This is a genomic window from Brachybacterium saurashtrense (assembly GCF_003355475.1).
GTDB lineage: Bacteria > Actinomycetota > Actinomycetes > Actinomycetales > Dermabacteraceae > Brachybacterium > Brachybacterium saurashtrense.
This window is the reverse complement of the sequence record NZ_CP031356.1, coordinates 1,143,686-1,169,116: the sequence shown is the minus strand read 5'-3', so window position 1 is coordinate 1,169,116 and position 25,431 is coordinate 1,143,686. Positions and strand designations below refer to the sequence as shown.

Here is a 25,431-nt window from a genome sequence, read left to right as displayed (position 1 = left end):
TCATCGGTGGGGATGACGGTGGGTTGGCAGAATGCTAGCGCCGCGGACCATGCACGATAAGCGTGAATTATCGGCGGGTGGAGTGCAGAATCTCCGCATGATCGATCCTCGCCTCACCACCCTGCGCACCTTCGCCCGGTGCGGGACCGTCGCGGCCACCGCGGAGCTCATGGGCTACTCCCCCTCGACGGTGTCGGCACAGCTGAGAGAGCTGCAGCAGGCGCTGGGCCTGACGCTGCTGGCGCGTGACGGCCGAGGGCTGCGCCTCACCGCCACGGGGAAGGAGCTGGTGCGCCGCTGCGACGCCCTGTTCGCGCAATGGGAGCAGATCCGGGCCGCGAGCGCGAACGCCGGCGGCCAGGTCCCGGGCCAGTTCGGCATCGGCGGCTTCTCGACCGCGGCCTCGCACCTGATCGCCCCTCTCCTGCCCCGCCTGCGCGACCTCCACCCCTCGGTCGAGGTCCAGGTGATGGAGGCGAGTCCGGCGCGCTGCTTCGACCTGCTGGTGGCCGAGCGCATCGATGTGGCCGTGGTCGTCTCGATGCAGGGCGAGGTGCTCCTCGAGGCCGATCCCCGGTTCGAGAAGATCACCCTGCTCGACGATCCGCTGGACGTCATGGTGCCGGCGGACCACCGCCTCGCCGCACGGGAGCGGGTGTCGCTGGACGAGCTCGTCGCGGAACCGTGGGTGACCGACCGGCCGGGCTCCGCCTACCGCGCGCTGTTCACGGCGGCGTTCACGGCGGCAGGCCTCACGCCGCGCATCGCCCACGAGGCCACGGAGTGGGGGACGGCCATCGCCATCGTCGGGGCGGGGGCGGGAGTCGGACTGCTCCCCCGCCTCGTGAGCCTCGCGGACACCCCCGGGGTCCGTCGGGTGCGCCTGACGGGCCCGGGGCGTCCGAGCCGGCGCATCATCGCGGCGCTGCGCACCGGCAGCACCGAGGCCCAGCTCCCCCGTGACTCGATCCGGATCCTGCGCGAGATCGCCCAGGACGTCCTCGACACCCACCTCGCCGGGGAGGACGACTGACGCGGCCTGGGCATCCGGGCGGCCCGGCGCTCTCAGCAGGCGGCGACCACGCCCTCGCCGCCGTCCCAGACGGCGACGAGCCGGACCGCGTCATCGAGGCCGTCCACGGTGCGCGCGATGGTGAACGTCCGCTCGCCGTCCCACAGGGAGTCCAGGCTCGGCAGCTCCTCTCCCGCATCCGTCTCCCGACGCAGCGCGACCGTCTGCGGCCTGGTCGTCACGGTGCCGTCGGCGTCGTGGACCTCGAGCACGGCCTGCTCTTGCTCGCCCGCGAGGGCGCGGGCGAAGCACGCCAGCGCCACCTCGTCCTCCAGCCCGTCGTGGACGTACCGGGGGCCGAGCACCGAATGGTCCATGGTCGTGATCGGCGCGGCCCCCTCGAGCGGTGCGTCGCGATAGGTCAGCGGCAGGTGGTAGACCTGCTCCCCCACGCGCACCAGGTGGCACTCGACCCCCACCTCGCCAGCCGGGTCGTCGAAGCGGTAGGCGCCGAGCACCGCGAGCTCCCCCTCCTCGCCCCAGGGGCGGGAGGCGAGGAGCTGCCGGAGCACCTCGGGCTTGCTGGGCGTGAGCTTGGCCTGGTGGATGATCGCCATGCCTCCAATCTAGTGCCCGGCCCCGCCCTGTGCTCCAGGGGCCGGGAACAGGGCGATCAGTGCACGCAGGCTGCGCAGCCGGTCCGCGCCCGCGGCATCGAGCGGAACGCCCGGGGTCTCCAGCAGCTGCGCCGGCACCCCGGCGGCCGCGGCGGCCTCCACGTCGGCCGTCCTGTCGCCCACGGCGAGGCAGTCGCGGGGCGCGAGGTCGTGCCGCGCCAGCAGGGTGCGCAGCATCTGGGGCGAGGGTTTGCGGGCGAAGCCGTCGGGGGCGCACACCAGGTCGTCCACCTCCAGGGCCAGTCGTTCCAGCAGGGCGCTCGCGCTCTCGCGGTGGCGATGAGTGGCCACCAGGTTCAGTCCGCCCGCCTCGCGCACGGCCTCGAGCAGCTCGCGCGCCCCGTCCATGACCGGTGGCGGATGCTCCTCCCAGACCTCCTTGGTGCGCTCGTACGCATCCTGCAGGAGCTCCTCGCTCACGTGGTGGCGTGCGGCGAGGGTGCGGATCGCCTCCCCGCTGGAGCGACGGGTGAGCAGGGCCACCTCGTGCAGGAGCTCCTCCCCCGGTGCCGGGCTCAGCGCTCCGGCCAGCGCCCGGTCCACGTCCGGGTAGGTGTCCACCAGGGTGCCGCCGAGATCCCAGATGACTGCGCGCATCGGGCCAGTGTGCCAGCGGGCACGGGGAATCGTCACCCGCGCCGCCGGCGGTGTTCACTGGGGCGGTGCCCCTGCTCGACCAGCTGCTGCAGCTCTCCGCCCTCACCCTGGTGCTCCTGGTGGGCGCCGCGTTCCTCGCCGGCTGGGTGGACGCGGTGGTGGGCGGCGGCGGGCTGATCCAGCTGCCGGCGCTGCTCACCGCGATGCCGCCGGACTCCTCCAGCGGGGCGGTGCTGGGCACCAACAAGCTCGCCTCCGCGGCCGGGACCGCGGTGTCCTCGTGGACCTACGTGCGGCGCATCCTGCCCGTGACGGCCACCGCGGTGCCGCTGGTGGTGTGCGCCCTGGCGGGCAGTGCGGCCGGGGCGGCGATGGCCAGCGCGATCCCGAAGCCGTGGCTCACCCCGATCGTGCTGGTGGCCCTGCTGGCCGTGGGCGGGTACACGCTGCTGCGGCCCGCGATGGGGCTCGAGCACGCGCCGCGGCACAGCGGCCGCGCCCACGTGCTGCGCGCGGGCGGCATCGGCGCAGGGGTGGGGGTGTACGACGGCATCCTGGGCCCCGGCACCGGCAGCTTCTTCATCATCCTGATGGTCGCCGTGCTCGGCTACGGCTTCCTCGAGGCGAGCGTGCACGCGAAGCTCGCCAACCTCACCACGAACATCAGCGCGCTGGCCGTGTTCGGGCTGCAGGGCGAGGTGTGGTGGCTGCTGGGCGCCGTGCTGGCGCTGGCGAACCTCAGCGGCGGCTTCCTGGGCGCGCGGCTGGCGCTGCGCCTGGGCTCCCGCTTCGTGCGCACCGTGTTCCTGGTGGTCACCGGGGCGCTGGCGCTGCGCCTCGCCGTCGACACGGTGGCGCTGTTCACATAGCGGCCCCCGGCGCCGGGGAATACGCCCGCGCGCGGACTCGTTGGACCCGTCGTCACCCCTGCCGCCCGCGCGGCGGCCCGTCGCCCAGGAGGTCATGATGGATCCGACGACACTGTTCAGCTACGAACGGCACGTCGACTCGCGCGCCCTGCGCGGCCGGACCCTGCTCGTCACCCTGGGGGCGTTCAGCGATGCGGGCGACGCCCAGCAGCTGATCGACGACCACCTGCTCAACACCCTCTCCAGCCGCGTGGTGGGCCGGCTGGACATGGACCAGGTCTACGACTACGCGGGCCGCCGCCCCGAGGTCTCCCTGCAGCTGGACCACTTCACGGACTACGAGAAGCCGGAGATCCTGCTGCACGAGGTCACCGCCCTGGACGGGGAGACCTTCTTCCTGCTCACCGGCCCCGAGCCCTCCTTCCAGTGGGAGCGGGTGGCCAGCGCGCTGCGGATCGTGGTGGAGCAGCTGGGGATCGAGCGCACCCTGCTGCTGCAGGGCTTCCCCGCCCCGGTCCCCCACACCCGGGAGCTGCCGGTGACCCGCTTCGCGGGCGATCCGGACTCCATCAGCGTGCGCCGCACGATGCCCGGCACGTTCCGCCTCCGCGCCCCGTTCACGGCCCTGCTCACCATGCGCCTGGCGGACGGCGGCCACGACGTCGTCGGGCTCACGGTCCACGTGCCGCAGTACCTGCACGAGATGTCCTACCCGGACGCCGCGATCGCGCTGCTGGGCGCGATCACCGAGGAGCACGGCCCCGAGGTGCCGGTGGACTCCCTGGAGGCGCAGGCGGAGCCGGTGCGGGAGGCGATCGCCGCCCAGCTCGAGGCGCAGCCGCAGCTGCAGGAGATGGTGGCCGGGCTCGAGCAGCGGTTCGACCGGATGATCACCTCCGGCGCCGGCGCCGAGGTGCCCACGGCGGACGCGATCGCCGCCGAGGTCGAGGAGTACCTCGCCGGGTTCGGCGCCGACGGCACGCCCCAGGAGCCGGGCGAGGACGGGGACGACCCCGCCCCGTCGGCCGGCTGAGACCCGTTCAGCGCAGCGCGAGGCGCTCGCGCGGATCCTCGCGCGGCAGCGCGGGATCGACCACGGCCGTGATCTGGATGCCGGTGAGGGTCACGTCCCCGGCCAGGGTGGTCATGAAGGCGGTGTCCGCCGCGTCCTGACCGGTCGCGATCCGCATCATCGACGCCCGCGGCGCCAGATGCGTCGCATCCACCACCTGCCACTCCCCCGCGACCAGTGCCTCCACCACCAGGTGGAAGTCCATCGGGCTGAGCCCCGGCGCATACGCCGACGCGCACCGCGCGGGGATCCCGCCGGCGCGCAGCAGGGTCGCGGTGAGGTGGGCGTAGTCGCGGCACACGCCCTGCCGAGACAGGTGGGTGGAACGGGCGGAGTCCGTGACCGTGCTCGAGCCGGGCACGTACTCGAGGTGCTCGTGCACCCACCGGACCACCGCGTCCAGCGCCTCGAGGCCCTCGCGACCGTCGAGCACCTCCGCGGCGATGGCCTCGAACTCGTCCACCTCGCAGTAGCGGGAGGGGTGCAGGTGCAGCGCCGCGTCCGCCTCGCGGAGAGTCGGCACGGGCGCCCGGCCCGCGCCCCGCGCCTCGTACACGATCTCCACCGTGCCCAGCGGCAGGCCCTGCACGAGGTGCATGCGACTGCCGAAGCGGTCCCGGGTCTCGGTGACCGGGTGCTCCGCGCCCCCGGCCCGCACCGAGAGCGTCTCCTCGCCCAGCGGGGCGTCGGAGGCGGCGATCAGCAGCGCGACGTCGGTGCCCTCGGCGACCTCCGCGCGGATCCATGCGTGCACGTGTCGTTCCACGGCGTCAGTCTCCCGCATCGGCCCTCGCCGCGCGAACGCCGCACCACGTGGACGCGCTGTGACGCGCGACATAGGGTGGTGGGCCGAGAGCAGCCCCCGATCAGCCCCCAGGAGCGTCCCGTGCCCCACCCGTCCCACCGTCCGCTCGGCGTGGCCCTGATCGGCTACGCCTTCATGGGCCGCGCCCACTCGCAGGCCTGGCGCACCGTGGGCGCCGCCTTCGACGTCCCCGAGATCGCCCGTCGCGTCATCGTGGGCCGGGACGAGCACGCGCTCGCCGAGGCGGCGCGGCGGCTGGACTGGGAGGAGCACACCACCGACTGGCGGGCCGCGATCGCTCGCGAGGACGTGGACATCGTGGACATCTGCACCCCCGGCGCGCTCCACGCCGAGATCGCGATCGCCGCCCTCGAGGCCGGCAAGCACGTGCTGTGCGAGAAGCCGCTGGCCAACAGCAGCGAGGAGGCGGAGCGCATGGTCGCCGCCGCCCAGGCGGCCGCCCGGCGCGGGCAGGTCGCCGCGCTCGGCCACACCTACCGTCGGGTCGCCGCGCTACGCCTGGCCCGCCGGTTCATCGCCGAGGGCCGCCTGGGGCGCCTGCGCCAGATCCGCGCGGCGTATCTGCAGGACTGGCTGGTGGACCCCGAGGCCCCGATGAGCTGGCGGCTGCGGAAGGAGACCGCGGGCTCCGGCGCCCTCGGCGACATCGGCTCCCACGCCATCGACCAGGTGTGCTTCCTCACCGGGGCTCGGGTCGCCTCCGTGCGGGGCCGGCTGGCGACCATGGTCCCCGAGCGTCCCGGCCCCGACGGCCCCGAACCGGTGACCGTCGACGACGCCGCCTGGGCGACCCTCGAGCTCGAGGACGGCACGATCGCCTCGATCGAGGCGAGCCGCATGGCCACTGGGGCGAAGAACCGGATGAGCCTGGAGGTGTACGGCACCCGCGGCGCGCTCCGCTTCGACCTCGAGAACCTCAACGAGCTGTGGTTCCTGGACGCCACGGCACCTGCCGAGGAGCAGGGCTTCACGCGAGTGCTGGTCACCGAGCCGGAGCACCCCTACGGCGGCGCCTGGTGGCCGCAGGGGCATGTGCTGGGCTGGGAGCACTCCTTCACCCATCAGGCCCGCGACCTGCTGCGCGCGATCACCGGCGGCGAGCCCTTCTCCCCCGACTTCGCCGACGGTCTCGCCCTGCAGCGGGTGCTCGAGGCGGTCATCGCCTCCGACGCCGCCGACGGCGCGACCATCGCCCTCTGACCCCCTGCCACGACCCCTCCCGACGCCGCGAAGGAGCACCGCCGCATGTCCCATCCGCACACCCTGTTCACCGGCCAGTGGGCCGATCTCACCCTCGACGAGGTCGCGGAGCTCGCGGCCGGCTGGGGGTACGACGGCCTCGAGATCGCCGTCTCCGGCGAGCACCTGGACGCGAGCCGCTGGGACGACGCCGACTACGTCGCCGAGCGCCTGGGCGTCCTCGAGAAGCACGGCCTGGGCTGCTGGGCGATCTCCAACCACCTCACGGGCCAGGCCGTCTGCGACGACCCGATCGACTTCCGCCACCAGGCGATCGTCGGCACCGAGGTCTGGGGCGACGGGGACCCGGAGGGGGTGCGCCGTCGCGCCGCCGAGGACATGAAGAACACCGCCCGCCTCGCGCAGAAGCTGGGCGTGAGGACCGTCATCGGCTTCACCGGCTCGCAGATCTGGAAGTACGTGGCGATGTTCCCGCCCGTCGGCCAAGACGTGATCGACGCCGGCTACCGGGACTTCGCCGATCGCTGGCACCCGATCCTCGACGTGTTCGACGAGTGCGGGGTGCGCTTCGCCCACGAGGTCCACCCCTCGGAGATCGCCTACGACTACTGGACCACGCAGCGCACCCTCGAGGCGATCGGCCACCGGGAGGCGTTCGGCCTGAACTGGGACCCCTCCCACTTCATGTGGCAGGAGATCGACCCGGTCTCCTTCATCACCGACTTCGCCGACCGCATCTACCACGTGGACTGCAAGGACATCCGCGTGCGCACCACCGGGCGCAACACCCGCCTCGGCTCCCACCTGCCCTGGGGGGATCCGCGGCGCGGCTGGGACTTCGTCTCCTTCGGCCGCGGGGACGTGCCGTGGGACGCCGCGTTCCGGGCGCTGCGCTCCGTCGGCTACGAGGGGCCGCTCTCCATCGAGTGGGAGGATGCCGGCATGGACCGGCTCCACGGGGCGAAGGAGGCCCTCGAGTTGCTGCGCAGCCTGGACTACCCCGTCTCCGAGGTGTCCTTCGACGCCGCGTTCAGCAGCCAGGGCTGAGAGGAGCAGGCGCATGCACCCGGAACGGGAGGACTTCGCGGACACCCTGCTTGCGCTCGGCGAGGAGGCGCCCACGATCCTGCCGGGATGGAACGCCGCCGCGCTGCTCGAACACCTGCTGGTGCGCGAGGGCGCACCGCATCTGCGCCTCGCGCCACGGCTGCCCGGCCCGGTGGGCCGCCGCGCGGAGCGCTCACTGGACCGCCTGCGGGCGCTGTCCTGGCCGGACCGGGTGGCGCGCTTCCGGCAGGGTCCGGGCGCGCTCTCCCCCGTCGGCCGGCTCGATGCGCTCAGCGGCCAGGGCGAGATGCTGATCCACCACGAGGACCTGCGCCGCGCCCAGCCCGGCTGGGAGCCCCGTCGCCTCTCCCCGGACGTCGCCGCGGACGCCTGGCGGGCGGTGGGCCTGCTGGCGCCGCTGGTGATGAGGGTGCGGGCCGACGTGCTGCTGGTCTCCCCGCTCGGCGGCCACCGGGTGCGCTCGCGCGGGGCGCACGGATCCGTGCGCGTGCACGGCGAGGTGATGGAGCTGCTGCTGTGGGTGAGCGGGCGGGAGCGGGTGGCGCGCGTGCGGGTGCACGGGGACGACGCCGCGCTGCGCGCGGTGGCGGAGGGCCGACGCGGCATGTGACGCGGCGGCCTCCTCAGTCCCGTGCGAGCAGGAACAGCCGCGGGTGGTGCCCCTTCTGGAAGAAGCGGTGCTCGTCAAGGGTGCGCCATCCCGCCGGCGAGGAGTCCAGCACCCGGTGCATCCGGGTGATCTCGTGGGTGAGCACGCCGAGCCGGGCCCCGGGCGCGGCGAGCTCCGCGGCGCGGCGCAGCAGGAGGGCGAGCAGCTCCTCGTTGCTCTCGTGGTCGCCATGGAGGGTGCCCCAGGGCGGATTCGTGACCAGCCGGGTGAATCCGCCCTCGAGCGGCACGGTGAGCACATCCCCGGTGAGCCACTCGATGCGGCCGCGACGCCGGGCGCCGCGCTGGTGCGCGCGGGCGGCGTCGATCGCGGCCGGATCGCGATCCACGCCCACCGCGCGCCGCGGCGCGACCACATGGAGCTGCTCGACGAGGAAGGTGCCCGACCCGCAGGTCATGTCCAGCATCGAGTCCTCGGCACCGACCTGCAGGCGATCCAGCACCGAGGCGGCGATGGTGGCGTTGACGGCACCGGGGTAGTTGACGGTGCGCCAGGCCCGGGTCGCGAGGGGGCGCGGCGTGGTGCGCAGCAGCACCTGCCAGGTCTCGGGGGTGCGTCCTCGGCGCACGCGCACCACCAGGTCGCCGTCCTCGTCCACCGGGAGCCCGGAGAGAGCGCCGAGCGCCTCGGCGAGCCGGCGCATCTCCGGCGTGTGCGCGCCCGCGGCCTCGAGCCGCAGCCCGTGGAACCGCTGACGGGGCCGCTGGCGCCGGATCTCCTCCAGCAGCGTGCCGAGCCGCTGCTGCACCGAGGTCTCGAGCAGCTCCCGCGGGCGCCGCGCGGGCACGGTGAGCGCGGTCGACGCGGCCACCGCGCGGCGCAGCGACCGCACGGCGTCGAGATCCTCGGTGTGCAGGGAGATCTCGGTGGGGGTGACCGGGCGGGCGGGCCCGAGCTCCTTCGCCTCCGCGAGGGCGTGCTCCGCGCACCCCTCGAGCACCTCGAGCACCAGTTCGTGCGTGATCCCTGTCATCTGCTCCCCCGCTCCCGTCCGCTCCTGGACGATTCCCGCAGGGTACCTGCCCGTCGCACCACTGCCGCACCGCGGTGGGTCGGTACACTGACGAGCGTGTTCATCGTGAGTGTGTGTTCTCTGAAGGGCGGCGTCGGCAAGACGTCCGTGACCCTCGGGCTGGCCTCGGCGGCCCTCCACCAGGGGGTGAACGCACTGGTGATCGATCTGGACCCGCAGGGTGACTCCACCCTGGGCCTGCTGGGCGAGCCCGCCAGCTCGCTCGACATCGCCGAGGTGCTCACCTCGCCGCGCACCGAGACCATCGACCGCGCGATCATCGAGACGCCGTGGTCCGCCGGTGCCGCCTCGCACCTGGACATCATCCCCGGCTCGAGCCGGTCCGCGGTGATGGACTCCCCCGCCCCCGGGCCCAAGGAGGTGCGCCGTCTCCATCACGCCCTGGACAAGCGCACCCACCAGTACGACCTGGTCCTCATCGACTGCCCGCCCTCCCTCAACGGGCTCACCCAGATGGCGCTGTCCGCCTCGGACCGCTCGCTGGTCGTGGCCGAGCCCGGGTTCTTCGCGGTCACCGCGGCCGATCGGGCGCTGAAGCTCGCCACCGAGATGCACGAGGGAGGCGTGGCCCCGCGCCTCCAGCCCCTGGGCCTGGTGGTGAACCGCTACCGGCCGCGCTCCGTCGAGCACCAGTACCGCCTGGCCGAGCTGCGCGAGCTGTTCGGCGACGCCGTCCTCGAGCCGGTGATCGAGGAGCGGGTGGGGCTGCAGCAGGCGCAGGGCGGCGCGGTGCCGCTGCACACCTACGAGGGCGCCTCCGGCAAGCGTCTCACCGAGGACTTCGACGCCCTGCTCGGCACGGTGATGGACTCCCGCCAGCACTCCTGACCGTCGCGCCGCACACGAGAACGCGGCCGGCCCCCTCCCCGGGGCCGGCCGCGTTCTCGTGGTCGCAGGCGGTGCGCTCTCAGCCGGCCTGGCGGGAGCGGCGCCGGGCGGCGAGCTCGTCCTGGAGGGCGAGGGCGGCGTCGTCGGCCGGATTCACACCGGGCAGCACCGCGAGGTCGTTCTCGACCTCGCGCCACACCCGGCCCACGGCGATGCCGAACACGCCCTGGCCGCCCTGGACCAGGTCGAAGACGTCCTCCGCCGAGGTGCACTCGTAGACGGACGCGCCGTCGCTCATGAGGGTGATGCCGGCGAGGTCGTCGATGCCGCGCTCGCGCAGCGCGCCCACGGCGACGCGGATCTGCTGCAGGGAGACACCGGTGTCGAGGAGGCGCTTGACGACCTTCAGCACCAGGATGTCGCGGAAGCCGTAGAGGCGCTGGCTGCCGGAGCCGTGGGCGGCGCGCACACCGGGCTCGACGAGGCCCGTGCGGGCCCAGTAGTCGAGCTGGCGGTAGGTGATGCCGGCGGCCTTGCAGGCGGCCGGGCCGCGGTACCCGAGCTCGCCCGGCGTGTCCACCAGGTCGTCGAAGAGCACGCCCTGGGCGGGCTCGGCGGGGACGGTCGACTGCTCAGTGCGATCATCGCCTCGAGTGGCGTTCACGGCTACCTCCGGGTTCCGGCTCTCCGAGGGGGAAGGGTGAGAGCACTCCGCCCAGGGTAGCGCGACACCACCCCCGACCGACAGCAACGCGCCGCCCGAAGGTCACGGACAGGTGACGGACCGCGGCGTCTCAGCCGTCGCGGAGGTTGGTGCGGAGCATCGCGCTGTGCAGCGTGATCATGGACTCCCCCAGGTCACGGGCGAAGTTCTCCGCCTCGCCGCGCGCGGCCGCATCCCCGGTGCGCGAGCGCGGCCGGGCCACGGAGCGGATCATGTGCGCCTGCCGCTCGGCCGCGGTGCGGAGCATCACCAGATGGCGAGGGTGCAGGCCCTCCTCCGCGAGGTCGCGGGCGGCGGTGACGATCTCGAGCTCGGCGGCGCCGTAGAACAGCACCCCCTCGGCCAGCATCCCGAACTGCTCGAGCTCGGCGAGGAAGTCCTCCTCCACCGCGGCCTCGCGCAGCAGCCCGCGCCGGTCCAGCCGCACCGCCTGGAGCGCGGAGGTGGGGCCGGGACGGGAGGCGATCGAGGTGACCTCGGAGTCGATGCCGTGCTCGAGCAGGTGCTCCTTGATCACCTTCAGCGGCCAGAACCTGTCCCGCTGGGCGCGCAGCACGAAACGCAGCCGGTCCACGTCCTCCCGGCTGTACTTGCGGTACCCGGCCGGGGTGCGCTCCGGCGCGATCAGCCCCTCGGACTCCAGATAGTGCAGCTTCGAGTGCGCGAGCTCGGGGAACTCGTCGCGCAGGATCTCGAGCACCTGTCCGATGCTGAGGCGTGCGGCAGCGGACGGGCTCGGCCTGCGCGAGGCGGAGGCCGGCATCGGGTCAGGCCGTCCCGGTGAACGGGTGATAGGTGAGCCGGTACTTGCCGATCTGCACGTCCTGCCCGGCGTGGAGCCGGACCTCGTCCACCCGGTCCTTGCCCACGTAGGTGCCGTTGAGCGAGCCCAGGTCCCGCACCAGGAAGCCGTCGCCGTCGCGCACGAACGCGGCGTGCTTGCGGGAGACCGTCACGTCGTCGAGGAAGATCTCGCTGTGGGGGTGCCTGCCCGCCACCGTGGTCTCGGAGTCCAGCAGGAAGCGGGCTCCCATGTTCGGCCCCTTGCGCACGATCAGCAGAGCGCTGCGCGGCGGCAGGTTCTCGATCGCCCGACGATCCTGGGCGGAGAGCCCCGGATCGCCGTCCTCCACGGGGTCGCTGGGCGAGATCGCGCTCAGCTTCGACGTGTGGTCGAGATTCTCGTCGTTCCACTCGGTGTTCCCTGACACCTCGCACCCCTTCCTGGCCAGCGGCGGACCCCCTGCGATGCGGGCAGAGGATACAGCCTCACCATCTTTGCACGCCCCCGCCCGGTCCCGGGCACATCTGCGCCGGGTCCGTCCAAGAATTGACCTTCACTTGACCACCTGCGAGTGCTCGGGCGTGCTCAGCGACACGGTGGCCTCGATGCGGATGTCGTCGTCGGCGTTCGCGACGAGGGTGCCGCCGTCGCCGGCCACGGAGTCCGCCGCGCCGCCGGGGATCCGCAGCGCGGGCTCCATCACGGACGGGTCGCCGATCGCGCGCAGCACGTACGGCGCCTCCAGCACCGTCCCGTCCACCTCGAGGCGGCCGTCCGGCGTGGTGGTGATCGCAGTGGAGGCCACCACCCGCACCTCCCCGATCTGGATCACCTCGGCGCCGGCGTTGCGCAGCTCCTGCACCACGCCCAGCAACGTGGAGGCGCGCACCGCGCCGTCCGGGTCCGCGATCGAGACGACCACGCCGCGCCCCTGGGCCGGGACGGTGCCGGCGATGATCTCCAGGTCCTCCAGCCGCTCCTCGGCGGCGTTGCGGGCGGCGACGTCGTCCTCCTCGCCGGAGCGGAGCGTCTCCAGCGTGCGCTCGAGCTCCGCGTTCTCGAGCTCCAGATCCGAGGAGTGCCGGGCGGACTCGTCCAGCAGGCGCACCAGCTCCTGCTGGCTGGAGCCCTCCAGGGAGTCGTCGCCCTGGCGCACCTGCGCGGCGATGGACAGCCCCAGCAGCAGGCACAGCAGGCCCACGATCAGCTGCGCGAAGGTGGCCTGGGGGCGCAGCGCATCCCCCAGCCGCCGCCACACCAGCCGGCGCTGCGCCACCGTGCCCGGGGTGCGGGTCCCGTCGCTCATGACCGGAACAGCAGGCGCCGGATCGCGGCGGCGTTGGAGAAGATCCGGATCCCCAGCACCACGATCACCGCGGTGGAGAGCTGCGAGCCCACGCCGAGCTGGTCCCCGAGGAACACCAGGAACGCCGCGATCAGCACGTTGAACAGGAACGAGGTGATGAACACGTGCCCGTCGAAGGCGCCGTCCAGGCTCGCGCGCAGGCCGCCCGCGAGAGTGTCCAGCGCCGCGACCACCGCGATGGGCAGGTACGGCTGGAGGGCGACCGGGACGTCGGGCTGCACCAGCACGCCCAGCACGATCCCGGCCACCAGGCCGATGATGGCGATCATGGTGAGTCCTCCTCGGCGCCGCTCGCGGCGGCGCCCTCGTCGGGGGCGGTCCCGGCACCGCCCGTGGGCATCGTCTCCGGCGCCGGGGTCCCGGAGCCGCCGTCCAGCGCAGTGGCCTCCCGCAGCGTGCCGGCGGCGCGTGCCGGCACGGTGAGCTCCTCCCCCGGCTCCCAGGAGACCCGGATCCCGAAGCGGGTCGAGACCTCGTCCAGGTACTCGCCGGTCTCGCCCTCCTCCACCGCGTCCTGCAGCTGCTCGGGGTCGCCGAGCGCCGTGATCCGGTACGGCGGGGAGAGCGGGCGGAAGTCCACCAGCACCGCGGAGCCCGCCGTGCGGATCGCCGTCGACGAGACCACCCGCTGGCCGTTGACGGAGATCCCCTCCGCGCCCGCCGCCCACAGCCCGTTGACGGCCACCTGCACGTCCCCGTCGGTGACGCGATTGACGGTGCCGGAGGCGACGCCCGGGCTCGCCGGCAGCGGCGCGGAGTCGTCCAGCACCAGCACCGTGCCCGGCCCGGAGAGCGCCACGGACCCGCCGGCGCTCTCGTAGGCGCTGAGCCGGTCGGCGGCGCCCGCCTCGCTGCGCTCGAGCACGGAGCCCTGCGCCTCGGCGATCTCGCCCTCGAGCTCCGCGCGTCGGCCCTCGAGGGCCTCCGCCTCGGCGCGGGTGTCGCGCACCTCCTGCTCGAGCACGGCGCGGGGGCCGTCCTCGGAGGCGGCGTCGGCCCGCAGGTCGAGCACCGACACCGCCACGGTGAAGCCGAGCAGCAGGGCGATCACCAGGGTGAGCACCCGGGTGTAGCGGTTGTCCGGCGGGGCGGCCTCCGCGGCGGGATGCTCCTGCGGCCGCAGGGTCGAGACGCCGTAGGGGTTCGCGGTGAGGGCGCGCAGCAGCGAGGTGGGCGAGTACGGGGTCTCGCCGTGCGGGGTCTCGTGCTCGGCATCGCGCATGCCCGCAGTCTAGGAGCGTGGGCGGCGCACGGCGGGCAGGCATGCGGGACCGATGCCCTCCACCCGTGCGTCGGCGGCGCCGACGCCGGTCGCCGCGGAGGTGCCGCAGGTCACGCACCCGCCGATTCGCCCTGCGGGGCGTGGACGGGGTACTGTGTTCCTCGGCCGTCCGGCGACGGAGGGTCGAGATCGCGGGCTGTGGCGCAGCTTGGTAGCGCACCTGACTGGGGGTCAGGGGGTCGCAGGTTCAAATCCTGTCAGCCCGACCGCGGACGCCCCGGTGAGAGACCATCTCTCACCGGGGCGTCGTCGTTCCCGGGCCGGGCGGGATCGGGGGTCAGCCCTGCGCCGGGCCCACCCACACCTGCTGGGCGTTGACGAACTCGCGGATGCCGTGCGGGCCCAGCTCGCGCCCGTAGCCGGAGCGCTTGATGCCGCCGGAGGGCAGGCGCGGATCCGTCTTCACGATGCCGTTGACCGACACCTGGCCGGCCTCGATCCGGCGGGCCAGCTGCTCGCCTCGTTCGGCGGTGGTCCAGATGCTGGATCCCAGCCCGTACGGCGTGTCGTTCGCGATCGCGATCGCCTGCTCGGCGTCGTCGGCCGCCATCACCACCGCCACCGGGCCGAAGGTCTCCTCCGTGCACGCGCTCATGCCCGCGCGCACCTGCGTGAGCAGGGTGACCGGGTAGAACCAGCCCGGCCCCTCCGGCATCTCGCCGCCCATCACGAGGGTGGCGCCCGCCTCCACGGAGGCGGTGACCTGACGGTGGAGGTTCTCGCGCAGCTCCTTCCGCGCGATCGGCCCCACCTGGGTGGTCTCCTCGCGCGGATCGCCCACGGTGAGCGCCCGCAGGTGCCCGGCGAGCAGCTCGACGAACCGGTCGTGCACCGCGCGCTCCACGATCACGCGCTTCGCCGCGATGCAGGACTGGCCCGCGTTGATGATCCGCGACAGGGCGGTGACCCGCGCCGCCTCCTCCAGATCGGCGTCGGCCAGCACCAGGCACGGGTCCGAGCCGCCGAGCTCGAGCACGGCCGGCTTGATCTCGCTCGCCGCGATCGCGGCCACCGTCGCCCCGGCCCGGTCCGAGCCGGTGAAGGAGACGGCCTGGATCCGCGGGTCGCGGATCACCGTCTCGACGTCCTCGGTGGCGGCGTGCAGCGCCTGGAACAGCCCGTCGGGCGCACCGGCGGCGCGGAACGCGCCCTCGATCGCGCTCGCGCAGCCGGGCACGTGCGGATCGTGCTTCATCACGCAGCTGTTCCCGGCCATCAGCGCCGGGGAGAAGAATCGCGAGGCGATCCAGAACGGCGCGTTCCAGGGCAGGATCCCCAGCACTGTGCCGAGCGGCAGGTGCTGGACGTAGGAGGCGGAAGCATCGGAGGCGATGTGCTGTGCGGCGAGGTACTCCGCGGCATGGTCGGCGTAGTGCTCGGCCGCCCAGGCCGCCTTGAGCACCTCGCCGCGCGCCTCGGTGATCGGCTTGCCCATCTCCTCGGTCATCACCGGCGCGAGCTCCTCCACGTTCTCGCGCAGGTGCGTGGCGACGGCGCGCAGCACCTCCGCACGCTCCTCGAAGGAGGTCTCCTTCCAGGCCAGATACGCGGTGCGGGCCCGTTCGAGGACCTCCTCGATCTGCACGGGGGTCGCGGCGGGCACCTCCCGCACGACGGTGCCGGTGGTGGGGTCGACAGCGGTCAGAGTGGTCATGTCGGCTCCTCTCAGGGGCGCGGGGCGTAGTGGGCGGGCGGGAGCACCCGGGCGGCGCTCTCGTGGACGGTGAAGTCCTCCGGCAGGGTGAAGAAGGAGGCGCAGCCGTCCTCCGTGATGCGCACGGTGTCGGAGATGCCCACGGTGCGGGTTCCCTCCACCCCCCACATCCACGGGATCAGGTGGAAGGTCATCCCCTCCTCGAGCGGGCGCTCGTCCCCCTCGAGCAGGGAGAGGATGTACCCCTCGTCCCAGGAGGGCGGGAACGCGATCCCGATCGAGTAGCCCGCACGGGTCACCAGCTTCGCGCCCACGTCGTTGCTCTCGATCATGGTGCGGGCCAGGCGGTCCACCTCGGAGACCGTCACGCCCGGCTTCATCAGGGCGCGCAGCTCCGCGAGGGTCTCCTTCATGAGCTCCTGCGCGGCGTACATCGACTCCGAGAGCGCCCCGTTGACCACGGTGCGCATCATCGCCGTGTGGTAGCGCCGGTAGCACCCGCCCACCTCGAGGAACACGTGCTCGCCGGGACGGATCATCCGGCCCTCCCAGGTGGAGTGCCCGATCATCGAGCGCGGCCCGGAGGCGACGTAGGGCAGCACCGCCGGGAACTCGCCGCCGGCGCGGAACATCGCCGCGGTGATCGCGGCGGCGACCTCATTCTCGGTCGCGCCGGACATCGCCGTCTGCAGGCCCGCCGCCATGCCCGCCTCCCCGGCGTAGGCGGCCAGCTGCATCACCTCGATCTCCGCCTGCGACTTGCGGATCCGCCCCTCCTCCACGATGCCGAAGCAGTCCACCAGTCCCTCGCCGAAGGCGTCGTGGAAGCGGTCCTGCTGATAGGCGGGGAAGTAGTAGCTGTTGCGCTCGTAGCCCACCCGCGCGTCCCCCAGGCGCAGATCGCGCAGCGTGCTCACCAGCTCCAGGATCGCGTCGCCCGTGTCCGGGTAGCCGCGGGAGTTCTCCAGCCAGGTGCGGGCGATCACGTTGGACTCCTCGAGCGCTCGCGTGATCATCAGCGGCTCCGCCTCCAGCGGCACGATCAGCGCCTGGAAGAAGGAGTAGCCGGTGGTCTGATGATCCGTGAGGTACATCAGGTTCTCCGGATCGGTGATGATCACGGCGTCGAGCCCGCGCTCGACCATCCGTCGACGCAGCTCGGAGAGCCGGCGCTCGTACTCGGCGGCCGGGAAGGTCATGTCGGAGCGATGGCGCATCAGGACTCCTTCCCCGCCGCGTCGATCGCCTGCGCGAGCAGGTCCAGCCCCTCGGCGAGGTCGTCCTCCGGGATGGTCAGCGGCGGGATCAGCTTGATCACCCGCCCCCCGCTGCCGCAGGGGCCGATCAGCAGGCCCCGGTCGAAGCACTCCTGCTGCACCCGCTTGGCGAAGGCGCCGTCCCCGGTGTCCAGCGCCTGCATCATGCCGCGACCGCGCACCTCCCACTGCTGCTCCGGATGCGCGGCGGCGATCTCCTCGAGCCGGTCCCGCATGGTCTCGCCCTTGGCGAGCACGCCGGCGAGGAAGGACTCGTCGGTGAAGTAGTCCAGCGCCACCGTGCCCGCCACGAAGGAGAGTCCCTGCCCGCGGAAGGTGCCGGTGTGGGCGCCGGGCGACCAGTGGGCGTCGACCTCGGGCTTGTTGAGGTTCATCGCGATGGGGGTGCCGAACCCTCCCAACCCCTTGGCGAGCGTGATGATGTCCGGGTCCAGGTCCATTCCGTCGAAGGAGAAGTAGCCTCCGGTGCGGCCCACCCCGGCCTGGATGTCGTCGACGATGAACAGCGCGCCGACCTCCTTCGCGAGGTCCTGCACCTCGTGGAGCCACTCCCGGCTGGCCACGTTCACGCCGCCCTCGGCCTGCACCGCCTCGACCAGGAACGCCGCCGGCGGGGTGATCCCGCTGGAGGGGTCCCGCAGCGCGGCCGCGAAGTCCGCCACCGCGGTGCGGCCGCCGGGCGCGGTCTCGAAGGGCAGGCGCACCACGTCGGTGAGCGGCACCCCGGCCCACTGCCGGAACGCCTCGTTCGCGGTGGCGGCGAGCGAGCCCAGCGTCATGCCGTGGAAGCCGTGGCTGAAGGCGACGATCTCCCGCCTGCCGGTGGCCAGGCGTGCGAGCTTCAGCGCCGCCTCGACCGCGTTGGACCCGGTGGGGCCCATGAACTGCATGCGGTGGTCCATGCCGCGGGGCGCGAGCACCACCTCGTGGAAGCGGGCGATGAAGTCCCGCTTGGTGGTGGTGTAGGTGTCCAAGCTGTGCGCCACCCCGTCGGCCTCGAGGAAGGCGATCATCGCCTCCTTCATGCGGGGGTTGTTGTGCCCGAAGTTGAGCACCCCGGCCCCGCCGAAGAAGTCGATGTAGCTGGTGCCGTCCTCGGAGACCTGGCGGGCGTTGGAGGCGGAGGCGAAGACCGTCGGATACGCGCGGCAGTACCCGCGGATCTCGGATTCGTGCTGCTCGAAGATGCTGGTGTCCATCGCGAGACCTCCCGTCGCGGTGCGGGGCGGGGTCGCTCCTCACGCCCGGCCGCGTCACGACGTCCGTCCCGTCTGTCAAGTGGGTGCCGGTGTGGAGACCCTCACCCAGCGGCGCTCTCCCCGTCAAGCCGGGCTCATCCGGCACCGACGCCCCCGGATGCGGCGCAGGTCACCGGGCCGACCACTCGGTAGCTCCGGTGCTCAGCGGGACGGCGCCGACCCCCAGTCGAGGCCGTCGACCGAGATCTCCTCGGCCATGTCCGTGAGGAAGCGGACCACCACCTCCCGCTCCGCGGCGTCCAGGCGCCGGGCGGCGTGCACACGGCGTGCCTGCTGGGCCCCCATGGTGCGCACCGCCGTGGCCCGGGTCCCCGGCTCGATCGTGACCACCAGGGCGCGACGGTCCGAGGGGTGGGGCTCCCTCCGCACATGGCCCGAGGCCGCGAGTCGGTCCAGCAGCTTCGTGGTCGAGGCGGTGGAGATGCCCAGGCTCTGCGCGATCGCCCCCGGCGTGGCGAGGGTGTCGGTGTTCTCGCAGACGATGAGGAAGTGCAGGGCGCGCATGTCCGTCTCCCCCAGCTCCATGTAGCGCAGGGCGGCCTCGGAGAGCTCCCTCTCGGCCGCACGCAGTCGGGCGAGCGCCGCCATCACCGCATCGATCTGCGCGACCTCCTCCTCCCCCAGCTCGCCGCGCGCCACCAGCTGCTGGTCGGGATCGCTGGAGGCCATCGCGAACAGCGGCGGGACGGGATCGGCGCCGTCGCGTGCGCGTCGTGGCGGGGGCTGGGTGCTCATGGCTCGAGGATACGCCAGAGTGTGCCCTCAGTAGATATCTTCTCTAACTACTGATGTGTGCAAGACTGTCCGTGTCCACGGCACCTGGAAAGGGACGATCATGGCTTCCTCGGAGCACCCCACGGGCACCACCGGGCCCACCCACCGGGCCCCACGGCACCGCGCGCCGAGAGCGCTGCGCATCCTCCTGCCCGCGCTGCTGATCCTGGGCTGGCTGGTCGCCGCCGGGATCGGGGGCCCGTACTTCGGGCGGGTCGACGAGGTCTCCTCCAACGAGCGCACCGCCTACCTGCCCGAGACGGCGGATGCCACGCAGGTCGCCCTCCGCGCCCCCGAGTTCACGGGCTCCGAGGCGATCCCGGCGATCGTGGTGATCACCTCCCCCGAGGAGATCGACGAGCAGACCTCCGCCGCCCTCCAGCAGGTCGCGGCCTCGCTCGCCGGGATCGACGAGGTGGACGGCGAGGTGTCCCCGCCGATCCCCTCCGAGGACGGCCTGGCCGTGCAGGTGTTCGTGCCGATCGACGCCGAGGCGGACATCGGTGCCGTGATCACCGCGATCGAGGACGAGCTCGCCGCCGAGCTCCCCAGCGACCTGACCTCGTACGTCACCGGTCCGGCCGGCTTCACGGCCGATCTCGCGGCCGGCTTCTCCGGCATCGACGGGCTGCTGCTCGGTGTCGCGCTGGCGGCCGTGTTCGTGATCCTGGTGGTCGTCTACCGTTCCCTGCTGCTGCCCCTGGTGGTGCTGTGCACCAGCATGTTCGCGCTGTGCGCCGCGCTGCTGACCATCTGGCACCTGGCCGCCGCGGACGTGCTGCTGCTGTCCGGGCAGACCCAGGGCATCCTGTTCATCCTCGTCATCGGCGCGGCCACGGACTACTCGCTGCTGTACGTGGCCCGCTACCGCGACGAGCTGCAGCACACCAGGCACCGCTGGCCGGCGACGGTGCAGGCGCTGCGCGGCACCCTCGAGCCGGTGCTCGCCTCCGGCGGCACCGTGATCGCCGGCCTGCTGTGCCTGCTGCTGTCGGATCTGAAGTCCAACAGCACGCTGGGCCCGGTGGCCGCCCTCGGGATCCTCTTCGCGATGGCGGCCGCCCTCACCTTCCTGCCCGCCGTGCTCTACGCCACCGGCCGCGCGGCCTTCTGGCCGCGACGACCGCGGTACGCACCCGACGCCCCGGACACCGGCTCCTCCCCCGCCGCCCACGGTCTCTGGGGCCGGATCGCGCTCGCCGTGCGCCGGCGCCCCCGCCCGCTCTGGGTCCTCACCGCCGTGGTGCTGGCCGCCGGATGCCTGGGCGTCACCCAGCTGCAGGCCGACGGCGTCCCGCAGTCGGACCTCGTGCTGACGGAGTCCACCGCACGCGACGGCCAGGAGGCGCTCGGCGAGCACTTCCCCGGCGGTGCCGGCTCGCCGGTGCAGGTGCTCGTGGAGGAGTCCGCGCTGCAGGATACGGCCGACGTCCTGCTCGCGGCCGACGGCATCGAGTCCGTCGCGGTCACCGCCGCGGACTCCCCCGGCGGCACCGCCCCGGTCACCGAGGACGGCATCGGTGCGCAGGGCCCGCCCGGGACGCCCGCGGCCGAGCCCACCGTGGTCGAGGGCGAGGTGCTGCTGCAGGCCACCCTCGCCGACGCCCCCGACTCCGCCGCGGCGGAGGGCACGGTGCGCACCCTGCGCGCGGACCTCGCCGCGCAGGGAGCGGACGCCCTGGTGGGCGGGGTCACCGCCACCTCCGTCGACACCAATGACGCCTCCGCCCACGATCGCGCGCTGATCATCCCGGTGGTGCTGGTGGTGATCCTCGTGATCCTCATGCTGCTGCTGCGCTCCGTGCTGGCGCCGGTGCTGCTGATCGCCACCACCGTGCTGTCCTTCGGCACGGCGATGGGGGTCTCCGCCCTGGTGTTCAACCACCTCTTCGGCTTCCCCGGCGCGGACCCGGCGGTGCCGCTGTTCGGTTTCGTGTTCCTGGTGGCGCTCGGCATCGACTACAACATCTTCCTCATGACCCGGGTGCGCGAGGAGTCGCTGCGGCACGGCACCCGGGAGGGCGTGGTGCGCGGCCTCGCCGTCACCGGCGGCGTCATCACCTCGGCCGGTCTGGTCCTGGCCGCGACGTTCGCGGCGCTCGGGGTGATCCCGATCCTCTTCCTCGCGCAGATCGCGTTCATCGTCGCATTCGGCGTGCTCCTGGACACCTTCGTGGTGCGCAGCCTCCTGGTGCCGGCGCTCGCCCTCGACCTCGGCAAGGTGATCTGGTGGCCCTCGGCCCTCTGGCGCCGGGGCGCGCCGTGAGCGGGCGCTGCGTGGACGCTCCCGCCCCGTGCGGGCGCTGTTCCTAGACTGGCCGCATGAGCAGCGCGACCCCGACCTCCCCGAGCCCCGCCGAGACCCACGAGTACGTGCTCACGGTGGTGTGCGCCGACGCCCCCGGCATCGTCCATGCGGTGACCGGCGCCATCGTCGAGGTGGGCGGGAACATCACCGAGTCCCGACAGTTCGAGAGCGGCACCACGCAGCGCTTCTACCTGCGGCTCCAGGTGCGCACCCCCGCCTCCGCGACGGAGCTGGAGGCGGCCCTGGCTCCGGCGGTGGAGCGCTTCGGCCTCGAGCACCGCATCGACGAGGTGGGCCGGCCCGTGCGCACCCTCCTGCTGGGCTCCACGGCCACGCACTGCGTGAACGACCTGCTGTTCCAGGTCGAGTCCGGACACCTCCCGGTGCAGGTGCCGCTGATCCTCGCCAACCATCCCACCCTCGAACGCCTCGCCGGCTTCCACGGCGTGCCCTTCGAGCACCTCCCTACCACGGGCCCGGGCGGCAAGGCCGCCTTCGAGGACCGGGTGCGCCAGGCCGTCGCCGAGCACGACATCGAGCTGGTGGTGCTGGCCCGCTACATGCAGATCCTCTCCCCCGAGCTGTGCGAGGAGCTGGCAGGCCGCTGCATCAACATCCACCACTCCTTCCTGCCCGGCTTCAAGGGGGCGAACCCCTACCGCCAGGCCCATGCCCGCGGCGTGAAGCAGATCGGCGCCACCGCGCACTTCGTCACCAGCGACCTCGACGAGGGGCCGATCATCGAGCAGGAGGTGCTGCGCGTGGATCACACCCGCTCGCCGCAGGAGCTGATGGCGATCGGCCAGGACGTCGAGGCGCGCACTCTGCGCCAGGCCGTGGCCTGGTTCGCCCAGTCCCGGGTGCTGCTGGACGGTGCCAGGACGGTCGTCTTCCGCTGAGGGCGCTGCGCGGCCTCAGCCCTTCACCCCGCCGGCCGCGGCGAAGCCCTGGCCCAGGCTGCGCCCGAGGAAGAGGTACAGGGCCACCACCGGCAGCGAGTAGAAGATCGAGAACGCCGCCAGCTGGCCGTAGGCGACCTGCCCGTACTGCGAGGAGAAGGTGTACAGCGTGACCGCCGCGGGCAGGTTCTCCGGGCTCAGCAGCAGCATGAAGGGCACGAAGAAGTTGCCCCACATCATGACGAAGGTGAAGATCGTCGCGACCGCCATCCCGGAGCGCATCAGCGGCAGCACCACGGACCACAGCGCCCGCAGCACGCCCGCGCCCTCGGTCCAGGCGGACTCCTCGATGTCCACCGGCACGCCGTCCATGAACCCCTTGGTGAGGAAGATCGCGTAGGGCAGGGAGCTCGCGCCGAGGAACAGGATCGCACCGACCATCGAGTCGATGAGGTTCACCTGCACGAACAGCGAGTAGACCGGGATCATGATCGCCGTGATCGGCAGCCCCGTGGAGAAGATGATCGTCAGCAGCAGCGGTCGCTTGGCCCGGAACCGGAAGCGCGACATCGGATAGGCACACAGCACCGCCGTGACCATGGTGACGAGGGTCGCGCCGCCGCACAGGATGAGCGAGTTGGCCAGCGGCCGGAAGGTGGTCTCCGCGTTCCAGATCGCGGCGAAGTTGCCGAGGCTCCAGGTCTGCGGCCACGCCACGGACAGCGAGGCCTCGGTGTCGAAGGAGGCCAGCACCACCCACAGCAGGGGCACCAGGAACGCGAGCCCGATCACGAGCATCACGAGGGACGAGGCGACCGTGGTGCCGCGGGCGCGGGAACCCGTCGTCGAGGTGGGCGCGGGTCGAGTGGTCGTGGTCATCGCTTCTCCTCCTCGGGCAGCAGGCGCAGGTACACCAGCGAGGCCGCGGCCCCGATCAGGAGCAGCAGCAGCGCCACGGCCGTGCCGTAGCCGAGCTGGCCGTAGGAGAAGGCCTGCTCGTACATGTACAGGGGCAGCGTCTGGCTCTGCCGGGCGGGGCCGCCGCCGGTCATGATGAAGATGAGCCCGAACACCGACAGGGTCTGCAGCGTAGTGAGCATCAGGTTGGTCGCGATCGCGGGCCGCAGCAGCGGGACCGTGATCGAGCGGAAGCGGCGCACGGGGCCGGCGCCGTCCAGCGAGGCCGATTCGTACACGTCGCCGGGCACGGCGCTGAGCGCCGCCGAGTACACGAGCATGGAGAACGCGGTGCCGCGCCAGATGTTCGCGAACGAGACCGCCAGGATCGGCGCGGTGAACAGCATGTTCTGGGTGGGCAGTCCGATCGCGGCGAGGATCGTGTTGAGGCTGCCCTCCCCGGCGAAGAAGGTGTACAGCAGGTATCCGGCCACCACTTCGGGCAGGATCCAGGCGGCGATCACCAGCGAGGTCACGGCGAAGGTGAGGATCCGGTGGGCACGCTCCATCAGGAGGGCGAGCAGCATCCCCATCACGTTCTGGCCGATCACGGCGGAGACCACCGTGAACACCAGGGTCAGCACCAAAGAGTTCCAGAAGTCGCCGTCGGTGAAGGCGTCGGTGAAGTTCGACAGCCCCACGAAGCTGGTGCTGGAGGCGCCCTCGCCGCGGATCGCCTTATCGGTGAAGGCGAGGTAGAGCGAGTAGAGGATCGGGCCGAGCATGAAGCCCACCAGCAGCAGCCCGGCCGGGAGCATCGGCAGCGCCCTGACCGGGGTGAGCCGGTTCCCGAGCCGGCCGCTCCGGGGCGTCGGGCCCGCGGGGCGCGGCGGTGAGGCGGTGTGTGCGTCGCTGGTCATGCGGAGGCCTCCTGCACGTGCTCGGGGCCGACGATCTCGGTGACCGTGGCGTCGTAGGCGGCGGCCGCGGCCTCGGGCGAGGTGCCGGTCATCACCGCCTCCATCGCCTCCTGGATCGCGGAGGACACCTCGGGATAGGCGGGCAGCGCCGGGCGGTAGTACGCGGTCTCGAGCAGATCGGTGAAGTACTCCACCGCCGGCGAGTACCCGAGGTACTCCTCGTCCTCGGCGACGTCGGCACGGACGGTGATGTGGTTGTCGGCGATCGCGTACTGCACCAGGGTCGGGGTGGAGACCAGCTTCTCGAGGAAGCGGAAGGCGGTCTCGCGATCGGTGGCGTGCGTGGGGATCGACAGACCCCACCCGCCCGCGAGGGTGACCGTGCCCGAGCCGGAGCCGTCCTGGGTGGGCATGTCCGCCAGACCCACCACGTCGGGCCACTCGGGCCAGGGCCGGGCGGCGGAGTCGGTCCAGTTCTGGGAGATCCAGGAGCCGTCGAGGAGGATCCCCAGCTTCGCCTCGGGCAGCATCGTGGTGTAGATCGACTCGGCGATGTTCGGGTCCAGGTGCTGGCCGAGCGTGGCGGTGAGGTCCTCCTCGAAGAGTGTGCGGAGGAACCCCAGGGCGTCGATGAACCCCTGGGCGCCGAGGATCCATCTCTCCGCCTCGCGGTCGTACAGCCCGGTGCCGTCGCCGGTGCCGTACAGCAGCATCTCGAAGCCCTGCATCGACGCCTTCTCCCCCTGCGGGGTGCCGGCGAACAGGAACAGGGGGATCGCCTCGCTGTCGGAGTCCCGGATCGCGCGGGCGGCGTCCAGGATCTCCTCCCAGCTGCCCGGCTGCCAGTCCTCGGGCAGCCCCGCCTCGGCGAAGACCTCGCGCTGGTACCACAGGGCGCGGGTGTCCGTGGTGATCGGGACTCCGTACACCTCGCCGTCCTCGCCGGTGACCGCGTCCTTGGAGGCATCGGCGATGTCGTCCCAGTGCTCGAAGCGGTCGATCAGGTCGGTCATCGGCTGGAGGTACCCGGCGCCCATGTCGGACAGCAGGATGAAGGAGTCCTCGTAGACCAGGTCGGGACTGGTGCGGGGCGAGCTCATGAGCAGCTCGTTCTTGGTGAAGTAGTCGTTCTCCGAGGCGACGATCGGGACGAGCTGCACCGTGAGCTCGGGATTCTCCTCGGAGAACTCCTGGGCGGCGGCGGTGATCCACTCCCGCTTGATCGTGCCGGAGCCGAACTGCTGGTACGCGATGCGGATGGTGTGCGGATCGCGGGAGCCGCCGGCGGCGCAGCCGGCGAGTGCGCTGAGCGGGACGGCGACGGCCACCCCGGCGGTGAAGCGCAGGATGCTGCGCCGCGCAGGCTGCCGCGGAACGGACGGTCGTGGGGGCACGGCGACCTCCTCGTCGAGATTCACGGACCCACGACCCTAGC

Annotated in this window: 26 protein-coding genes and 1 tRNA gene; 10 read left to right on the top strand and 17 right to left on the bottom strand. The window is 72.6% G+C overall.

What is annotated here, in order from left to right; all coding sequences use genetic code 11:
- The first annotated feature begins 97 nt into the window (after positions 1-97).
- The gene (locus DWV08_RS05315; protein WP_115412845.1) at positions 98-1,033 is read left to right on the top strand and encodes a LysR family transcriptional regulator; all 936 of its coding nucleotides are present in this window, start codon (positions 98-100) and stop codon (positions 1,031-1,033) included.
- A 32-nt stretch (positions 1,034-1,065) separates the two neighbouring features.
- Here DWV08_RS05315 and DWV08_RS05310 read toward each other — a convergent pair whose 3' ends face one another.
- Entirely contained in the window at positions 1,066-1,629 is a 564-nt protein-coding gene (locus DWV08_RS05310; RefSeq protein ID WP_115412844.1) for a maltokinase N-terminal cap-like domain-containing protein, read from the bottom strand.
- A gap of 9 nt (positions 1,630-1,638) precedes the next feature.
- Positions 1,639-2,286, bottom strand: coding sequence for an HAD family hydrolase (locus DWV08_RS05305; protein ID WP_115412843.1), 648 nt, complete (start codon positions 2,284-2,286; stop codon positions 1,639-1,641).
- A gap of 65 nt (positions 2,287-2,351) precedes the next feature.
- Between DWV08_RS05305 and DWV08_RS05300 the strand changes: the two genes are divergently transcribed.
- Positions 2,352-3,155, top strand: a complete 804-nt coding sequence (locus DWV08_RS05300; protein WP_115412842.1) for a sulfite exporter TauE/SafE family protein — start codon at positions 2,352-2,354, stop codon at positions 3,153-3,155.
- A gap of 97 nt (positions 3,156-3,252) precedes the next feature.
- Positions 3,253-4,188: a PAC2 family protein gene (locus DWV08_RS05295; protein ID WP_115412841.1), complete on the top strand. Its 936-nt coding sequence runs from the start codon at positions 3,253-3,255 to the stop codon at positions 4,186-4,188.
- 7 nt (positions 4,189-4,195) lie between these two features.
- On the opposite strand, the gene DWV08_RS05290 is transcribed toward DWV08_RS05295, so the two are convergent.
- Complete coding sequence (locus DWV08_RS05290; protein ID WP_241237407.1) at positions 4,196-4,993, bottom strand: transglutaminase-like domain-containing protein; 798 nt, start codon at positions 4,991-4,993, stop codon at positions 4,196-4,198.
- Between the two features lie 120 nt (positions 4,994-5,113).
- On the opposite strand from DWV08_RS05290, the gene DWV08_RS05285 reads away from it, so the two are divergent.
- From DWV08_RS05285 to DWV08_RS05275, 3 genes are read left to right on the top strand one after another with little or no spacing between them, the layout of a single operon-like run.
- Positions 5,114-6,253 (top strand): Gfo/Idh/MocA family protein, encoded by a 1,140-nt coding sequence (locus DWV08_RS05285; RefSeq protein ID WP_115412839.1) that lies wholly within the window; start codon positions 5,114-5,116, stop codon positions 6,251-6,253.
- 45 nt (positions 6,254-6,298) lie between these two features.
- Entirely contained in the window at positions 6,299-7,300 is a 1,002-nt protein-coding gene (locus DWV08_RS05280) for a sugar phosphate isomerase/epimerase family protein (protein WP_115412838.1), read from the top strand.
- 13 nt (positions 7,301-7,313) lie between these two features.
- Positions 7,314-7,931, top strand: coding sequence for a TIGR03085 family metal-binding protein (locus tag DWV08_RS05275; protein ID WP_115412837.1), 618 nt, complete (start codon positions 7,314-7,316; stop codon positions 7,929-7,931).
- Positions 7,932-7,944: 13 nt separating this feature from the next.
- Here the strand turns inward: DWV08_RS05275 and DWV08_RS05270 are convergent, their stop codons facing one another.
- A complete protein-coding gene (locus DWV08_RS05270; RefSeq protein WP_115412836.1) occupies positions 7,945-8,964 on the bottom strand; it encodes a methyltransferase in 1,020 nt (339 codons plus the stop codon).
- Between the two features lie 96 nt (positions 8,965-9,060).
- Between DWV08_RS05270 and DWV08_RS05265 the strand changes: the two genes are divergently transcribed.
- On the top strand, positions 9,061-9,852 hold the full coding sequence (locus tag DWV08_RS05265) for a ParA family protein (RefSeq protein WP_115412835.1): 792 nt from the start codon (positions 9,061-9,063) through the stop codon (positions 9,850-9,852).
- A 79-nt stretch (positions 9,853-9,931) separates the two neighbouring features.
- Here the strand turns inward: DWV08_RS05265 and DWV08_RS05260 are convergent, their stop codons facing one another.
- The 6 genes from DWV08_RS05260 to DWV08_RS05235 form a co-directional block, all read right to left on the bottom strand.
- Positions 9,932-10,516, bottom strand: coding sequence for a MerR family transcriptional regulator (locus DWV08_RS05260; RefSeq protein ID WP_115412834.1), 585 nt, complete (start codon positions 10,514-10,516; stop codon positions 9,932-9,934).
- Positions 10,517-10,646: 130 nt separating this feature from the next.
- The gene (gene ftsR, locus DWV08_RS05255; RefSeq protein ID WP_115412833.1) at positions 10,647-11,339 is read right to left on the bottom strand and encodes a transcriptional regulator FtsR; all 693 of its coding nucleotides are present in this window, start codon (positions 11,337-11,339) and stop codon (positions 10,647-10,649) included.
- Between the two features lie 4 nt (positions 11,340-11,343).
- A complete protein-coding gene (locus DWV08_RS05250; RefSeq protein ID WP_115412832.1) occupies positions 11,344-11,787 on the bottom strand; it encodes an FHA domain-containing protein in 444 nt (147 codons plus the stop codon).
- A 126-nt stretch (positions 11,788-11,913) separates the two neighbouring features.
- Positions 11,914-12,666, bottom strand: a complete 753-nt coding sequence (locus DWV08_RS05245; protein ID WP_115412831.1) for a DUF881 domain-containing protein — start codon at positions 12,664-12,666, stop codon at positions 11,914-11,916.
- Complete coding sequence (locus DWV08_RS05240; RefSeq protein WP_115412830.1) at positions 12,663-12,995, bottom strand: small basic family protein; 333 nt, start codon at positions 12,993-12,995, stop codon at positions 12,663-12,665. The genes DWV08_RS05245 and DWV08_RS05240 overlap by 4 nt, the downstream gene beginning before the upstream one ends.
- On the bottom strand, positions 12,992-13,948 hold the full coding sequence (locus DWV08_RS05235) for a DUF881 domain-containing protein (RefSeq protein ID WP_115412829.1): 957 nt from the start codon (positions 13,946-13,948) through the stop codon (positions 12,992-12,994). Before DWV08_RS05235 ends, DWV08_RS05240 begins: the two co-directional genes overlap by 4 nt.
- A 192-nt stretch (positions 13,949-14,140) precedes the next feature.
- Here DWV08_RS05235 and DWV08_RS05230 point away from each other — a divergent pair.
- Positions 14,141-14,214, top strand: a tRNA-Pro gene (locus DWV08_RS05230).
- Between the two features lie 71 nt (positions 14,215-14,285).
- Here the strand turns inward: DWV08_RS05230 and DWV08_RS05225 are convergent.
- The 4 genes from DWV08_RS05225 to DWV08_RS05210 form a co-directional block, all read right to left on the bottom strand.
- A complete protein-coding gene (locus DWV08_RS05225; RefSeq protein WP_115412828.1) occupies positions 14,286-15,662 on the bottom strand; it encodes an NAD-dependent succinate-semialdehyde dehydrogenase in 1,377 nt (458 codons plus the stop codon).
- Between the two features lie 11 nt (positions 15,663-15,673).
- Entirely contained in the window at positions 15,674-16,879 is a 1,206-nt protein-coding gene (gene doeA, locus DWV08_RS05220; RefSeq protein WP_115412827.1) for an ectoine hydrolase, read from the bottom strand.
- Positions 16,879-18,138 (bottom strand): aspartate aminotransferase family protein, encoded by a 1,260-nt coding sequence (locus DWV08_RS05215; RefSeq protein ID WP_115412826.1) that lies wholly within the window; start codon positions 18,136-18,138, stop codon positions 16,879-16,881. Before DWV08_RS05215 ends, doeA begins: the two co-directional genes overlap by 1 nt.
- 201 nt (positions 18,139-18,339) lie before the next feature.
- Positions 18,340-18,933, bottom strand: a complete 594-nt coding sequence (locus DWV08_RS05210; RefSeq protein WP_115412825.1) for a MarR family winged helix-turn-helix transcriptional regulator — start codon at positions 18,931-18,933, stop codon at positions 18,340-18,342.
- A 100-nt stretch (positions 18,934-19,033) separates the two neighbouring features.
- Between DWV08_RS05210 and DWV08_RS05205 the strand changes: the two genes are divergently transcribed.
- The gene (locus DWV08_RS05205) at positions 19,034-21,238 is read left to right on the top strand and encodes an MMPL family transporter (protein WP_115412824.1); all 2,205 of its coding nucleotides are present in this window, start codon (positions 19,034-19,036) and stop codon (positions 21,236-21,238) included.
- Between the two features lie 56 nt (positions 21,239-21,294).
- Complete coding sequence (locus tag DWV08_RS05200; protein ID WP_115412823.1) at positions 21,295-22,179, top strand: formyltetrahydrofolate deformylase; 885 nt, start codon at positions 21,295-21,297, stop codon at positions 22,177-22,179.
- Positions 22,180-22,194: 15 nt separating this feature from the next.
- On the opposite strand, the gene DWV08_RS05195 is transcribed toward DWV08_RS05200, so the two are convergent.
- The 3 genes from DWV08_RS05195 to DWV08_RS05185 are packed head-to-tail and all read right to left on the bottom strand — an operon-like array spanning position 22,195 to position 25,390.
- Complete coding sequence (locus DWV08_RS05195) at positions 22,195-23,058, bottom strand: carbohydrate ABC transporter permease (RefSeq protein ID WP_115412822.1); 864 nt, start codon at positions 23,056-23,058, stop codon at positions 22,195-22,197.
- Positions 23,055-23,996: a carbohydrate ABC transporter permease gene (locus DWV08_RS05190; protein ID WP_115412821.1), complete on the bottom strand. Its 942-nt coding sequence runs from the start codon at positions 23,994-23,996 to the stop codon at positions 23,055-23,057. Before DWV08_RS05190 ends, DWV08_RS05195 begins: the two co-directional genes overlap by 4 nt.
- Complete coding sequence (locus tag DWV08_RS05185; protein WP_115414916.1) at positions 23,993-25,390, bottom strand: extracellular solute-binding protein; 1,398 nt, start codon at positions 25,388-25,390, stop codon at positions 23,993-23,995. The genes DWV08_RS05190 and DWV08_RS05185 overlap by 4 nt, the downstream gene beginning before the upstream one ends.
- Between the last annotated feature and the right edge of the window lie 41 nt (positions 25,391-25,431).